Here is a 13249-nt window from a genome sequence, read left to right on the forward strand (position 1 = left end):
TCGGGTGGACTGCCTTTCGAACCGGACGGGCATCCACCCGATTTCATTCAGGAGTAGCAGCGCATGATTCTCGACCTATTTCGCCAGACCGCCGCCGAGAAGGTCACGCCGGAAGCGAAGGCGAGCGCGACCGGGCCGGTCGTGGCGTGGCACAGCGCCGGAAAGGTCGCGTGGAGTCCGCGCGACACCGTCAGCCTTACCCGCAACGCCTTCAGCGGCAATCCCGTGGGGTTTCGTTGTGTCAAGATGATCGCCGAGGCCGCAGCCGCCCTGCCGCTCGTGCTTCAGGACAACGCGCAGCGTTATGTCGATCACCCGCTTCTTTCGCTCATGCGCCGGCCCAACACAGCCCAGGGTCGGGCCGAGTTTCTCGAGGCGCTTTACGGGCAAACCCTCCTGACCGGCAACGGGTATGTCGAGGCCGTGGGCGACGAGGCCGCCCTCCCGCTCGAGCTTTATGTTCTGCGCTCCGACCGGATGAGCGTCATTCCCGGCAGCGACGGTTGGCCCATGGGCTACGAATACAACGTGAATGGCCGCAAGCATCGGTTCGACACCCGCGACGGCCATCCCGTCATCTGCCATTTCAAGACCTTTCACCCCCAGGACGATCACTACGGCCTGTCACCGCTGCAATCGGCGGCCCAGGCCATCGACGTGCACAACAGCGCCAGCCGTTGGTCGAAGGCGCTTCTCGACAACGCGGCCCGTCCGTCGGGTGCGATCGTCTATCGCGGCTCCGATGGTCAGGGCAGCCTCAGCGCCGACCAGTACGACCGGCTCGTCAGCGAGATGGAAAGCCACCACCAGGGTGCGCGCAATGCCGGCCGCCCCATGCTTCTCGAGGGCGGGCTCGACTGGAAGCCCATGGGGTTCAGTCCGTCGGACATGGAGTTCCAGAAGACCAAGGAAAGTGCCGCGCGCGAGATCGCGCTCGCTTTCGGGGTGCCGCCCATGCTTCTCGGGATCCCCGGCGATGCCACCTACGCCAACTACCAGGAAGCCAACCGCGCCTTCTACCGTCTCACCGTTCTGCCCTTGGCCGCGCGGATGAGTGCCGCGCTCTCGCACTGGCTCGTGGGTTTCACCGGCGACGCGCTCGAGCTCAAGCCCGATCTCGACCAGGTGCCGGCCCTCGCGCTTGAGCGTGACGCGCAATGGGCGCGGGTGTCCCAGGCCGACTTCCTGTCGCGCGCCGAGAAACGTGCCCTGCTGGGGCTTCCCGCCGATGAGGAGGAGGACGCGTGACCGATACCGGGCGACCCCTTGGTGAACGGCCGCCCTACGTGCCCTTCGAAAGCACGCAGGCGATGTTCCGTCACATGGAAAAACGCATCTCCGCGGTCGAGGCGCATCTCTCCGCAATCGAAACCGACCGCGCGGTGAGCGAGGAAAAGCGCAAGTTCATGGAAGCGCGGTTCAACGAGATCGACCGCCGCCTCGACAAGATCGACGGGCATATCTCGCGTCTCGTCTGGCTCATCATCGCGGCAATTCTGGGAGGGTTCATGTCTTTCGTCATGCAGGGAAGTTTTCTGAATGGGTAGTCTCAGGTTCCTTGCGCGCGCGCCGTGGGTGATGAGCCTCGGCCTGGCGCTGACGCCCGCGATCTTCGCCGTCGGTCCCTGGATCGAAAGCCGCGCCTTTCCCGTGACACGCGACACGGTGATCCGGCAGCCCCACACCACCGGCGCCGGCGTGAGCCTCTTCGTGAGCTTTCGGAAGGTGCGCCAGTGCGAGTTTCTTTCGCTCGCCTGGTATCGCGGCCCGGTGCGGCACATCGTTGATTTCGAACCGACGGCCGAGCAGGCCCCGCGCACGAGACCGAGCGGCGAGCAACTCGCCGGCCCTTGGCTCATCCGCGACTTGGCCTCGCTCAGCGGAAGCCGTGCCATCGCCTATCACCGCTGTCATCCGCTCTGGATCACGGTCACCGAATTCTACAACGCATGACCCCCGGCGGGACGTCAAAAGGAGCTTTGAAATGTCACACGAAACCGGACTCGAGAGGAAATTCTGCACCTTCGGAGACAGCCTCGGCGTCGCCGAGGGCACCAGGATCGAGGGATATGCCAGCTTCTTCGGCTGCGAGGACCAGGGCGGCGACATCGTCGAACCGGGGGCCTATGCCCGTTCGCTCAAGGCGCTCTTCGACAGTGGACGGCAGGTCAAGATGCTCTGGCAGCACGATCCGGCGCAACCCATCGGCGTCTGGGACGAGGTGCGCGAGGACGCGCGCGGGCTCTACGTCAAGGGGCGGCTTCTCGACAGCGTGGCCCGCGCCCGCGAGGCCGCGGCATTGATCGCCGCCAACGCCATCGACGGGCTCAGCATCGGCTATCGCACCGTCCGGGCGACGAAGAATGACAAGGGCCGCCGGCTCTTGAAGGAACTGGAGCTTTGGGAGGTGTCGCTCGTGACGTTCCCGATGCTTCCCAGTGCGCGGATCGGCGCCAAGGGCGATACGCTCGACGCCACGGACCTGCGTGAATTGGCGGCGGCCATCACGGACGCACGCCGCGAGTTGGCGCGAGACTAGCGCCAGGGACCACCCCAGACAGCAACAGGAACAAGCGATGAGCAAACCCGAGGGAACCTCTCGGACCGGAGAAGACGTGTCTCCGGTGGCCGAGGTGAAGTCCGCGATGGCGGGATTCATGACCGACTTGAAGGGCTTCCAGTCCGAAATCGAAACCAGACTTCAGCAGCAGGAACAGAAGATGACAATGATCGAACGCAAGACCTTCGCCCCCTCGCGCCCGGCCCTCGCCTCCTCGGCGGAAACGGAAGCGCCGCACCAGAAGGCGTTCAATGCCTATCTCCGTTCCGGAGACGACGACGCGCTGCGTGGCCTTCAGCTCGAGGGCAAGGCCATGTCGAGTTCGGTCGCCGCGGATGGCGGCTACCTCGTCGATCCCCAGACGGCGGCGACGATCAAGTCGACCCTGTCGTCCACCGCGTCGATCCGCGCGATCGCCAATGTGGTGAGCGTCGAGGCCACGTCCTTCGACGTGCTGATCGACCATACCGATGTCGGCCATGGCTGGGCCACCGAAACCTCGACCGTCACCGAGACGGGCACGCCGTCGATTGACCGGATCACCATTCCCCTGCACGAGTTGAGCGCGCTCCCAAAGGCGTCGCAACGCCTGCTCGATGACAGCGCCTTCGACGTCGAGGGCTGGCTCGCGACCCGGATCGCGGACAAGTTCGCGCGCGCCGAAGCATCGGCCTTCATCGGCGGCGATGGCGTCGACAAGCCCACGGGTTTCCTCACCAAGACGGCGGTCGATGATGACGTCTGGACCTGGGGCAATCTCGGCTACGTGCCCACCGGCGCCGATGGCGATTTCGGCGGCCCTGACGCCATCGTCGACCTGGTCTACGCGCTGGGCGCCGAGTATCGCGCCAACGCCACCTTCGTCATGAACTCGAAAACCGCCGGCGCGGTGCGCAAGATGAAGGATGCCGATGGCCGGTTCCTGTGGTCCGACGGCCTCGCGGCGGGCGAGCCCGCGCGCCTCATGGGCTACCGCGTCCTGATCGCCGAGGACATGCCCGACATCGCCAGCGGCGCGATGGCCATCGCCTTCGGCGACTTCTCGGCGGGCTACACCGTCGCCGAACGCCCCGACCTGCGCGTGTTGCGCGATCCGTTCAGCGCCAAGCCCCACGTCCTTTTCTATGCCACGAAACGCGTGGGCGGCGACGTGAGCGATTACGCGGCGATCAAGCTTCTGAAATTCGCCGCTTCCTGAGCGTAGGCGTCCCGGCGGTGGGGGTTCGCCCCCACCCAGGGCACGCATGCCGCGCACCCGCAGAGGAACGGCGCGGGCGACATGTGCCTAAACCCCGGAAGGGTCCGGGAATTTTCGGAGTAGATCCATGATTCTTATCGAAGAAACCGCTGTCCCGCAGGCCGCCCTGCCTGTCGAACAGTTCAAGGCGCATCTTCGCCTTGGCACGGGGTTTTCGGACGACGATGTGCAGGACGCCGTGTTGGAGAGCTTTCTTCGAGCCGCGCTTGCGACGATCGAGGCACGGACCGGCAAGATCCTGATCGAGCGCGAGTTCTCGTGGGAGCTGACGCGCTGGCGCGGTGTCACGGAGCAGGCCCTGCCTGTTGCGCCCGTCGTCCTCGTCCTCGGTCTCGCCATACGCAACCGGATGGACGACGTGACGCTGATCGACCCGGCGAGCTACAGGCTCGTCCCGGATTCTCAGCGCCCGATGCTGCGCGCGATGGGGACGAGCCTGCCCACCATTCCGCGTGGCGGCACCGCCGATATCCGCTTCATCGCGGGTTTCGGCGCCGACTGGGGCGCGCTTCCCGCCGACCTGGGGCAGGCCGTGCTGCTTCTGGCCGCACATTTCTACGAGAACCGCAGCGAAACGGCGATGGCCGAGGGCAATATCCCCTTCGGCGTCTCGAGCCTCATCGAGCGCTACCGCACCGTGCGCATCCTCGGCGGGAGGGGGCGCTGATGGCTCGGGTTCATCTCAATCGCCTCCTCACGCTCGAGTCGCCCCGCCGCGTCGCGGATGGCGCGGGCGGCTATGCCGAAACCTGGCAGGAGATCGGACAGCTCTGGGGCGATATCTCCGCCCGCACGGGCCGCGAGGCCGTCATCGGCGAGACCCCCCGCTCGACCACCGGCTATCGCATCACGGTGCGGGCCGCCCCACACGGGGCCCCGTCCCGGCCGAGGCCGCATCAGCGCTTCCGCGACGGCGCGCGCCTCTACCGGATCGAGGCAGTGACCGACCGCGATCCGCACGCGCGCTTTCTCACCTGCTATTGCGAAGAGGAGGTCGCGGTATGAGCTACGGCGTTTCATCGGCCCTGCAATCGGCCATCTATACCCGCCTGACCAGCGACCCCGCCCTCGCGGCACTGGTCGGCACGGCGATCTACGACGCGCTGCCCGCGGGTGCCCTGCCGTCCCTCTATGTCGCCCTCGGCCCCGAGGACGTGCGCCCCGCGCATGACAAGACGGGCGGCGGCGCGTGGCATCGGCTCAGGCTCTCGGTAGTGACCGACGGCGCGGGCTTCCAGGCGGCCAAGGAGGTCGCAGGCGCGATCAGCGACGCGCTCGCCGATGCGCCCCTGCCGCTCAGCCGGGGTCGTGTGGCGGCGATCAATTTCCACAGGGCGCGCGCACGCCGCGAAGGCAGCGGCGATATCCGCCGCATCGACCTCGTCTTTCGCGCGCGCACCGAAGACATTCACTGACCCTCAAAATCGGAGTAACACGCATGGCTGTTCAAAATGGCAAGGACCTCTTGATCAAGGTCGACCTGACGGGCGACGGGAACTTTCAGTCCGTGGCCGGCCTTCGCGCCACCCGCATCAGTTTCAACGCCGAAAGCGTCGACGTGACAAGCCTCGAGAGCCAGGGCGGCTGGCGCGAGCTTCTGTCGGGCGCCGGCGTCAAATCGGCCTCGATCAGCGGCTCGGGCATCTTCCGCGACGAAGGCTCGGACGAGCGCGTGCGCCAGATCTTCTTTGACGGAGAAACGCCCGATTTCCAGGTCATCATCCCCGATTTCGGCATCGTCGAGGGCGCCTTCCAGGTCGCCTCGATCGAATATGCCGGCACCCATGACGGCGAGGCGACCTACGAGCTTTCGCTCGCCTCCGCCGGGCAACTCACCTTCACGGCGGCCTGACCGATGGCGAATCCCTGGGCTGGCGAAGCCACACTCGTCATCGACGGCAAGCGTCACGTTCTCAAGCTGACCCTCGGAGCCCTGGCCGAGCTCGAGGCGACGCTCTCGTCCGGCTCGCTCGTGGACCTGGTCGAGCGGTTCGAACGCGCCGAGTTCTCGACCCGTGACGTCCTCGCGCTCATCGTCGCCGGCCTGCGCGGCGGGGGGTGGAACGGGCGGGCCGACGATCTCTTCACCGCCGAGATCGAGGGCGGCCCGGTCATGGCCGCGCGCGTCGCGGCCACCCTTCTTGCCCGCGCCTTCACCCTGCCGGAGGGCCCATGACCCCGCTCGACTGGGCTGGCCTCATGCGCGCCGGGCACATCCGGCTCGGCCTGCAACCGGCCGAATTCTGGGCGCTTACCCCGGCGGAACTCTCGCTGATGCTGGGTCATGGCGGGCCCGCACCGATGGCAAGCGACCGGCTCAGGGAGCTCATGGACGCCTACCCCGATCAAACCGAAAGGTCCGAAAATGGATGACTTGGAAAGACTGGACGATCTGGAGGCCCAGATCGACCTTCTCGAAAACACGTTCGGCGGCGCCGCCGACATGGCATCGGCCTTCAGCAACGAGATGGCGCGCGTGCGCGGCGCCTTCGCGCGCACGGGTCAGGACGTCGCCACGCTCGAACGCGGGATGAGCACCGGCCTGCGCCGCGCGATCAAGGGCGCGGTGGTCGACGGAGACAGCCTCTCGACCTCGCTGCGTTCGCTTGCCAACACGATGATCAACACCGCCTTCAACGCCGCCGTGAAACCCGTCACCGACCATGTCGGCGGCCTGCTGGCCAAGGGCGTCGGCAACCTCGTGGGCGGCCTCTTCAAGTTCGAACAGGGCGGCAGCTTCGCCCAGGGCCGCGTCATGCCCTTCGCGAATGGTGGCATCGTCAACGGGCCTGTCACCTTCCCGATGCGCCGCGGCACCGGCCTCATGGGCGAGGCGGGGCCCGAGGCGATCATGCCGCTTGCCCGCGGCCCGGACGGCAAGCTCGGGGTGCGCAGCGCAGCAGGCGCGGCGCCGGTCAACGTGGTGATGAACATCTCCACCCCCGACGCCGGCAGCTTCCGCCGCAGCCAGGGCCAGATCGCCGCACAGCTCGGTCGCGCCATCGGGCGCGGACAACGCAACCGCTAGGACAGGAGGGACAGATCCATGAGCTTTCACGAGATCCGCTTTCCCGCCAATCTGAGCTTCGGCTCGGTCGGCGGACCGGAACGCCACACAGACGTGGTGACGCTGGCCAACGGCTACGAGGAGCGCAACACGCCCTGGGCACATTCGCGCCGCCGTTACGACGCGGGCATCGCCATGCGCGGCCTCGACGATATCGAGACGCTCATCGCCTTCTTCGAGGCGCGGCAGGGGCAGATCCACGGCTTCCGCTGGAAGGACTGGTCCGACTACAAGTCCGGCCCCGCGCTGGCCGAGCCCGATTACCGCGACCAGATCATCGCCATCGGCGATGACGTCACCGCGTCGTTCCAACTGGCCAAGACCTACCGCTCGGGCGATCACAGCTATCGCCGCCCGATCACCAAGCCGGTCATCGGCACGGTCAGGCTCGGCCTGTCGGGCGACGAGCAACAGGAAGGCGTCCATTTCGAGGTCGACACGACCACCGGCATCGTGACCTTCGCGCACCCGCCCAATGCCGGGCTTCAGATCACGGCGGGCTTCGAGTTCGACGTCCCGGTCCGCTTCGACACCGACCGCATCCAGACCAGCGTGGCGAGTTTCCAGGCGGGCGACGTGCCCAATGTTCCTGTGGTGGAGGTGCGGGTATGACCGGGATGAACCCCGACCTAGCCGCGCATCTGGAGGGTGGCATCACCACCACCTGTCGCTGTTGGTCGCTTACGCGGCACGATGGCGTGGTGATGGGCTTCACCGATCACGATGGTGCGCTCGCCTTCGACGGCATCACCTTCCGGGCCGATACCGGCCTCAGCGCGCTCGCCCTGCAACAATCCACCGGTCTGTCGGTCGACAACACCGACGCGCTCGGCGCGCTTTGCGATGCGGCGATCCGCGAGGACGACATCGAGGCGGGGCGCTTCGACGGGGCCGAGGTCCGCGCATGGCTCGTCAACTGGGCCGACGTGACGCAGCGCCATCTTCAGTTCCGAGGCACCATCGGCGAGCTGCGCCGCGCCGGCGGCGCGTTCGAGGCCGAGCTGCGCGGGCTGACCGACACGCTCAACCGTCCGCTGGGCCGCGTCTACCAGAAGCCGTGCTCGGCCGTCCTGGGCGACACCGCATGCCGCGTCATCCTTGACGCGCCCGGCTACAGCGCCGAGGTTGCGGTCCTCTCGGTCGAGGAGCGGCGCGTCTTCACCTTCCCACCCCTCCCGGGGTTCGAGGGCGGATGGTTTCAGCACGGCCGCCTTTCGGTCGCAACAGGCAATGCGCAGGGCCTGGCCGGTGCCGTCAAGCACGACAGCGGCGATGCGGATGCCCGCGTGATCGAGCTTTGGCACCCGCTGCGCGCGGCGATCGACGCGGGCGATCAGGTGATCCTGCGCGCCGGATGCGACAAGCGCGCGACCACCTGCCGGGCAAAATTCGACAACCTGCTCAACTTCCAGGGCTTCCCGGACATCCCCGGCGACGACTGGACACTGACCGACCCGTCGAAGGCGGGCGATCTGTCCGGGGGGAGCCGCCGCAGATGACCGACCGAAACGCACGTATCGTTGCCGCCGCGCGCGGCTGGATCGGCACGCCCTATCGCCACCAGGCGGCCACGAAAGGCGCCGGGACCGACTGTCTCGGCCTCCTCCGTGGCGTCTGGCGCGAAGTGCTGGGAACCGAGCCCGAACACCCGCCCGCCTATTCGATGGACTGGTCCGAGCCCTCGCGCTGCGAGGTGCTATGGGCCGCGGCCGAACGGCATCTCGTGCCCAAGCCGCTCGACCGCGAAGCGCCGGGCGATGTCCTGCTCTTCCGCATGCGCGACGGCTCGGTCGCCAAACATCTCGGCATCGCGGCGCGTATCGGCGCCGAGGCCAGCTTCATTCATGCCTATTCCGGCCATGCCGTCGTCGAAAGCCCGCTCAGCGCGCCCTGGCGCCGACGCATCGTGGCCCGGTTCTCATTCCCGCAGGAGGTGCTCTGATGGCGACAATCGTTCTTTCGGCAGTCGGGGCCGCGGTCGGCGGCTCGGTCGGCGGCTCCGTCCTCGGGCTCTCGGCGGCGGCCATCGGCCGTTTCGCGGGCGGCGTGATCGGCCGCTCCATCGACCAGCGTCTCCTGGGTCAGGGCTCCGAAGTGGTCGAGACGGGCCGCGCCAACCGTCTCCGCCTCACCGGCGCGGGCGAAGGCGACGCCATCGCGCAGGTCCACGGGCGCATGCGCGTCGCGGGGCAGGTGATCTGGGCCAGCGAGTTCCTCCAGGACGTCACCGTCACAGGCGGCAGCGGCGGCGGCAAGGGGCGGCCCCGTCCTCCCCGCCCCACCACGCGCAGCTACAGCTACTCGGTAAGCCTCGCCATCGCGCTCTGCGAGGGCGAGATCACGCATCTTGGCCGCATCTGGGCCGACGGCACCGAGATCGCGCCCGACAGCCTCACCCTGCGGCTCTACAAGGGAACGCGCGACCAGCTTCCCGATCCGCGCATCGAGGCGATCGAGGGCGCGGGCACCGTGCCGGCATATCGCGGGACGGCCTACGTCGTGATCGAGGATCTCGATCTCGGCACCTACGGCAATCGCGTGCCGCAATTCACCTTCGAGGTCACGCGCCCCGCCCAGCCCGACGCGACCGGCGCCACCGCCGACCCGGCCCACGCGATCAGCGCGGTGGCCCTCCTGCCCGGAAGCGGGGAATATGCGCTGGCCACCTCGCCCGTCACGATGAATTTCGGCCCCGGTTCCTCGGGCCTCGCCAATGTCAACACACCCGCCGCCAAGGCCGATTTCGCCGTCGCGCTCGATGCGCTCACGGGCGAGATGCCCAATTGCCGCGCAACCTCCCTCATCGTGAGCTGGTTCGGAGACGACCTGCGATGCGACCACTGCACCATCCGGCCCAAGGTCGAGCAGAAGCTGCACGAGGCGTCCAACATGCCCTGGCAGGTGGCCGGCCTCACCCGCGGCACGGCCGCGCACGTGCCCGAGGATGCCGACGGGGCCGTGGTCTACGGGGGCACGCCCACGGATGCCGCGGTGATCGAGGCCATTCAGGCGCTTCGCGACGCGGGGCAGGAGGTGATGTTCTACCCCTTCATCCTGATGGACCAGCTGGCCGGAAACGCGCTTCCCGACCCCTACGAGCCTGATGCCACGCAACCCGCGCTGCCCTGGCGCGGGCGCATCACCCTGCCCGTCGCCCCCACCCGCGACGGCACGAGCGACGGCACTGCGACCGCCGAGGCCGAGGTGGCCGCGTTCTTCGGAACCGCGTCTGCCTCCGACTTCTCGATCGACGCCCACGCGGCCTCCGCGCCAGCCACGGCCACCGGGATCGGCGCCCTGCTCCGCTACAGCGGCCCCGTCAAGCGCAGCCCGGTGCGCTATTCCGGCCCCGACGAATGGAGCTACCGCCGCTTCGTCCTCCACAATGCCGCGCTCTGCGCCGCCGCGGGCGGGGTCGAAAGCTTCTGCATCGGCTCCGAGATGCGCGGCCTCACGACGATCCGCGGCGCGGATCACAGCTTCCCGGCGGTGGCGCAGCTCATCGCACTCGCCGCCGAAGTGCGCGCGCTTCTGGGACCTGACGTCAAGATCAGCTATGCCGCCGACTGGTCCGAATATTTCGGATTTCAGCCGCGGGACGGATCGGGCAACCGCTATTTCCATCTCGATCCGCTCTGGGCCGATCCGAATATCGACTTCATCGGCATCGACAACTACATGCCGCTTTCGGACTGGCGCGACGGGATCGACCACGCCGACGCGGGATACGGCTCGATCTACGATCTTGGCTATCTCAAGTCGAATATCGAGGGGGGCGAGGGCTATGACTGGTTCTACCACTCCGCCGAGGCCCGCGCGGCCCAGATCAGGACGCCCATCACCGACGAGGCCGAATCCGAACCCTGGGTGTGGCGCTACAAGGACATCCGCAACTGGTGGGCCAACGGGCACCATGACCGCATCGACGGCGTCCGGCTCGAAACGCCGACCCCCTGGGTGCCCATGTCGAAACCCGTCCGCTTCACCGAGTTCGGCTGCGCGGCCATCGACAAGGGCACGAACCAGCCCAACAAGTTCCTCGACCCCAAATCCTCGGAATCCTCGCTGCCACACCATTCCTCGGGGCGGCGCGACGACCTGATGCAGATGCAATATCTGCGGGCGGTGATCGACTACTGGCGCGATCCGTCCAACAATCCCGTCTCGCCCGAATACGACGGGCGCATGATCGACATGGACCACGCCTATGTCTGGGCGTGGGACGCGCGACCTTTCCCGGCCTTTCCGAACAACCGCGCGCTCTGGGCCGACGGGGCGAACTACGCGCGCGGCCACTGGATCACCGGGCGCATCTCGGGCCGCACGCTCGCCTCGGTCGTGGACGAGATCGCGACACGCTCGGGCCTGCGGCATCACCACGTCTCGAAGCTGCACGGCTTCGTGCGCGGCTATTCCGTCGAACAGGTAGGCGCGGCGCGCGCCGCGCTTCAGCCACTCATGCTGCGCTACGGCTTCGACGCGGTCGAGCGCGACGGCACCCTGACCTTCCGCACGCGCGACGGCATCGCCGACGCGGTGATCGACGCCGACACCCTCGTGCGCGATCCGCAATCCGGGGAGACGGTCGAGGAAACCCGCGCCAGCGCGGCCGAGATCGCGGGCCGCGTCCGCCTCCGCTTCGTCGAGGCCGATGCCGACTACGAGGTGATCGCCGAAGAGGCGATCCTTCCCGACGACGCCACCCACGCGGTCTCGACCTCCGAGATGCCACTCGCCATGACCCGCGCCGAGGGCCGCGCCACCGTCGAGCGCTGGCTCTCCGAAGCGCGTGTCGCCACCGACACCCTGCGCCTGACCCTGCCCCCCTCGGCGGCGACCCTTGGCGCGGGGGACGTGATCGCGCTGCCCGAGGATGGCGGGCGCGGTCTTTTCCGCATCGACCGGGTGGAACAGCTTGGCCTTGTTCAGCATGTCGAGGCTGTGCGCATCGAACCCGAATCCTATCGCCCCCTCGATATCGTGGACGAACCGCCCGCCGCGCGGCCCTTCACGCCGCCGGTGCCGGTGTTCCCGCTTTTCCTCGACCTGCCTCTCATGACCGGCGACGAGGTGCCGCACGCCCCCCACGCCGCGCTCGGCGGCAAACCGTGGCCGGGCTCCGCCGCCATCTACAGTTCCGAGGCCGATGCGAATTACCGGCTCGACACCCTGATCGACCTTCGCGCGCGCATCGGCGTGCTGGAAACCCCCCTCGCGGCGGCGCCGCCGGGGCTCCTCGATCGCGGCGAAGCGCTGACCGTGCGGATGCTCCACGGCACACTCGAAAGCGTATCGACCGCCGACATGCTCGCCGGTGCCAATCTCTGCGCCATCGGGGACGGCACGCCGGACGGCTGGGAGATCATCCAGTTCCGTGACGCCGAGCTCGTGGATCGAGACACCTACCTTCTCGGCCACCGCCTGCGCGGGCAGCTGGGCAGCGACGCGCTCATGCCCGCGCAATGGCCCGCGGGCAGCTACCTGGTGATGCTGGACGGTGCGCTGCAACAGATCGGCCTCTCCGACGCGCAGCGCGGCCGCGCCCGGCATTACCGGATCGGCCCGGCGGGGCGTCCGCTTGACGATCCGTCCTACCGCCATGCCGCCCTCGCCTTCGACGGGGTGGGGCTCAAACCCTACGCGCCGGTGCATCTGCGCGCAGACCGGGGGCCCGAGGCGCTCGACGTGACGTGGATACGCCGCACCCGCATCGACGGCGATCGGTGGGACACGCCCGAGATTCCCCTGGGCGAAGAGCGCGAGCTTTACGTCCTCCGGGTCCGGCAAGGAGAAACGGTCCTGCGCGAGACCCTCACCGACGCTCCGCGATGGGCCTATTCCGACACCGACCGGGCCGGCGACGGCGTCACCGGCAGCTTCCGCATCGAGGTCGCGCAGGTCTCGAGCCTCTTCGGCCCCGGCGCCTTCGCGGCGCTCGATCTCGCGGTCTAGCCCTTCGCGCAGGCGATGCATTTCTGCGCGGCCGGATCGAACTCCAGCCGCGCAGGCGCGATCTCGTCGCCGCAATCCTCGCAGAACCCGAACTCGCCCTCGTCGAGCCGCCTCAGCGCCGCCGTCAGCCGCCGCCGCTCCGTGTCGCGTCGCGCGGCACTCGCCTTGGCCATCGCCTGCCCCTGCAACGCGTCCATCCGCGACAGCCGCCCGACCGATTGCTGGTCAAGCTGCACCGTCGCCTGCGCATCCTGGCCCAGCGCGTCCTCGTGCTCCAACGCGGCCAGCCGCGCCGCGATCAGCGCCCGGAAATGCCCTGCCGAAGCGTCATTCATCACCCTGCTCCCCGCCATCACGCCTTTGCATTTTGCCTGTCCCCGCTATCTGGTATACTACGCCCCGACGCCCGAGG

The 13249-nt window shown here is 68.1% G+C and carries 17 protein-coding genes; 16 read left to right on the forward strand and 1 reads right to left on the reverse strand.

Going from position 1 to position 13249, the window contains the following annotated elements:
• Window positions 1-63: 63 nt before the first annotated feature.
• The 16 genes from K1T73_RS16950 (at window position 64) to K1T73_RS17025 (ending at window position 12837) form a co-directional block, all read left to right on the forward strand.
• Window positions 64-1248 (forward strand): phage portal protein, encoded by a 1185-nt coding sequence (locus tag K1T73_RS16950; protein WP_220601826.1) that lies wholly within the window; start codon window positions 64-66, stop codon window positions 1246-1248.
• On the forward strand, window positions 1245-1547 hold the full coding sequence (locus K1T73_RS16955; RefSeq protein ID WP_220601827.1) for a hypothetical protein: 303 nt from the start codon (window positions 1245-1247) through the stop codon (window positions 1545-1547). The genes K1T73_RS16950 and K1T73_RS16955 overlap by 4 nt, the downstream gene beginning before the upstream one ends.
• Window positions 1540-1953 carry a hypothetical protein gene (locus K1T73_RS16960; RefSeq protein WP_220601828.1) on the forward strand — a complete coding sequence of 138 codons (414 nt, stop codon included), beginning with the start codon at window positions 1540-1542 and terminating at the stop codon, window positions 1951-1953. Before K1T73_RS16955 ends, K1T73_RS16960 begins: the two co-directional genes overlap by 8 nt.
• Before the next feature lie 31 nt (window positions 1954-1984).
• Window positions 1985-2539: an HK97 family phage prohead protease gene (locus tag K1T73_RS16965; protein ID WP_220601829.1), complete on the forward strand. Its 555-nt coding sequence runs from the start codon at window positions 1985-1987 to the stop codon at window positions 2537-2539.
• Between the two features lie 37 nt (window positions 2540-2576).
• Window positions 2577-3758: a phage major capsid protein gene (locus K1T73_RS16970; protein WP_220601830.1), complete on the forward strand. Its 1182-nt coding sequence runs from the start codon at window positions 2577-2579 to the stop codon at window positions 3756-3758.
• Between the two features lie 127 nt (window positions 3759-3885).
• Entirely contained in the window at window positions 3886-4485 is a 600-nt protein-coding gene (locus tag K1T73_RS16975) for a head-tail connector protein (RefSeq protein WP_220601831.1), read from the forward strand.
• Window positions 4485-4823, forward strand: coding sequence for a head-tail adaptor protein (locus K1T73_RS16980; RefSeq protein ID WP_220601832.1), 339 nt, complete (start codon window positions 4485-4487; stop codon window positions 4821-4823). Before K1T73_RS16975 ends, K1T73_RS16980 begins: the two co-directional genes overlap by 1 nt.
• Window positions 4820-5233 carry a DUF3168 domain-containing protein gene (locus tag K1T73_RS16985; RefSeq protein ID WP_220601833.1) on the forward strand — a complete coding sequence of 138 codons (414 nt, stop codon included), beginning with the start codon at window positions 4820-4822 and terminating at the stop codon, window positions 5231-5233. Before K1T73_RS16980 ends, K1T73_RS16985 begins: the two co-directional genes overlap by 4 nt.
• Window positions 5234-5256: 23 nt before the next feature.
• Complete coding sequence (locus K1T73_RS16990; protein ID WP_220601834.1) at window positions 5257-5670, forward strand: phage major tail protein, TP901-1 family; 414 nt, start codon at window positions 5257-5259, stop codon at window positions 5668-5670.
• A gap of 3 nt (window positions 5671-5673) precedes the next feature.
• The gene (locus K1T73_RS16995; RefSeq protein WP_220601835.1) at window positions 5674-5994 is read left to right on the forward strand and encodes a gene transfer agent family protein; all 321 of its coding nucleotides are present in this window, start codon (window positions 5674-5676) and stop codon (window positions 5992-5994) included.
• A complete protein-coding gene (locus tag K1T73_RS17000) occupies window positions 5991-6191 on the forward strand; it encodes a rcc01693 family protein (RefSeq protein WP_220601836.1) in 201 nt (66 codons plus the stop codon). Before K1T73_RS16995 ends, K1T73_RS17000 begins: the two co-directional genes overlap by 4 nt.
• A complete protein-coding gene (locus K1T73_RS17005; RefSeq protein ID WP_220601837.1) occupies window positions 6184-6846 on the forward strand; it encodes a phage tail tape measure protein in 663 nt (220 codons plus the stop codon). The genes K1T73_RS17000 and K1T73_RS17005 overlap by 8 nt, the downstream gene beginning before the upstream one ends.
• Window positions 6847-6864: 18 nt before the next feature.
• On the forward strand, window positions 6865-7497 hold the full coding sequence (locus K1T73_RS17010) for a DUF2460 domain-containing protein (protein ID WP_220601838.1): 633 nt from the start codon (window positions 6865-6867) through the stop codon (window positions 7495-7497).
• Window positions 7494-8384, forward strand: coding sequence for a DUF2163 domain-containing protein (locus tag K1T73_RS17015; protein WP_220601839.1), 891 nt, complete (start codon window positions 7494-7496; stop codon window positions 8382-8384). The genes K1T73_RS17010 and K1T73_RS17015 overlap by 4 nt, the downstream gene beginning before the upstream one ends.
• On the forward strand, window positions 8381-8827 hold the full coding sequence (locus K1T73_RS17020) for an NlpC/P60 family protein (protein WP_220601840.1): 447 nt from the start codon (window positions 8381-8383) through the stop codon (window positions 8825-8827). The genes K1T73_RS17015 and K1T73_RS17020 overlap by 4 nt, the downstream gene beginning before the upstream one ends.
• Entirely contained in the window at window positions 8827-12837 is a 4011-nt protein-coding gene (locus K1T73_RS17025; RefSeq protein ID WP_220601841.1) for a glycoside hydrolase/phage tail family protein, read from the forward strand. Before K1T73_RS17020 ends, K1T73_RS17025 begins: the two co-directional genes overlap by 1 nt.
• Here the strand turns inward: K1T73_RS17025 and K1T73_RS17030 are convergent.
• Entirely contained in the window at window positions 12834-13172 is a 339-nt protein-coding gene (locus K1T73_RS17030) for a TraR/DksA C4-type zinc finger protein (protein WP_220601842.1), read from the reverse strand. The two genes, K1T73_RS17025 and K1T73_RS17030, sit on opposite strands and share 4 nt — an antisense overlap.
• Between the last annotated feature and the right edge of the window lie 77 nt (window positions 13173-13249).

Source organism: Roseovarius sp. SCSIO 43702 (assembly GCF_019599045.1).
In the GTDB taxonomy this organism is placed as follows: domain Bacteria; phylum Pseudomonadota; class Alphaproteobacteria; order Rhodobacterales; family Rhodobacteraceae; genus Roseovarius.

Coding starts and splice junctions, on each gene's coding strand:
- K1T73_RS16950 (WP_220601826.1), top strand. CDS start 64: ATGATTCTCGACCTATTTCGCCAGACCGCCGCCGAGAAGGTCACGCCG.
- K1T73_RS16960 (WP_220601828.1), top strand. CDS start 1,540: ATGGGTAGTCTCAGGTTCCTTGCGCGCGCGCCGTGGGTGATGAGCCTC.
- K1T73_RS16965 (WP_220601829.1), top strand. CDS start 1,985: ATGTCACACGAAACCGGACTCGAGAGGAAATTCTGCACCTTCGGAGAC.
- K1T73_RS16970 (WP_220601830.1), top strand. CDS start 2,577: ATGAGCAAACCCGAGGGAACCTCTCGGACCGGAGAAGACGTGTCTCCG.
- K1T73_RS16975 (WP_220601831.1), top strand. CDS start 3,886: ATGATTCTTATCGAAGAAACCGCTGTCCCGCAGGCCGCCCTGCCTGTC.
- K1T73_RS16980 (WP_220601832.1), top strand. CDS start 4,485: ATGGCTCGGGTTCATCTCAATCGCCTCCTCACGCTCGAGTCGCCCCGC.
- K1T73_RS16985 (WP_220601833.1), top strand. CDS start 4,820: ATGAGCTACGGCGTTTCATCGGCCCTGCAATCGGCCATCTATACCCGC.
- K1T73_RS16990 (WP_220601834.1), top strand. CDS start 5,257: ATGGCTGTTCAAAATGGCAAGGACCTCTTGATCAAGGTCGACCTGACG.
- K1T73_RS16995 (WP_220601835.1), top strand. CDS start 5,674: ATGGCGAATCCCTGGGCTGGCGAAGCCACACTCGTCATCGACGGCAAG.
- K1T73_RS17000 (WP_220601836.1), top strand. CDS start 5,991: ATGACCCCGCTCGACTGGGCTGGCCTCATGCGCGCCGGGCACATCCGG.
- K1T73_RS17005 (WP_220601837.1), top strand. CDS start 6,184: ATGGATGACTTGGAAAGACTGGACGATCTGGAGGCCCAGATCGACCTT.
- K1T73_RS17010 (WP_220601838.1), top strand. CDS start 6,865: ATGAGCTTTCACGAGATCCGCTTTCCCGCCAATCTGAGCTTCGGCTCG.
- K1T73_RS17015 (WP_220601839.1), top strand. CDS start 7,494: ATGACCGGGATGAACCCCGACCTAGCCGCGCATCTGGAGGGTGGCATC.
- K1T73_RS17020 (WP_220601840.1), top strand. CDS start 8,381: ATGACCGACCGAAACGCACGTATCGTTGCCGCCGCGCGCGGCTGGATC.
- K1T73_RS17025 (WP_220601841.1), top strand. CDS start 8,827: ATGGCGACAATCGTTCTTTCGGCAGTCGGGGCCGCGGTCGGCGGCTCG.
- K1T73_RS17030 (WP_220601842.1), bottom strand. CDS start 13,172: ATGAATGACGCTTCGGCAGGGCATTTCCGGGCGCTGATCGCGGCGCGG.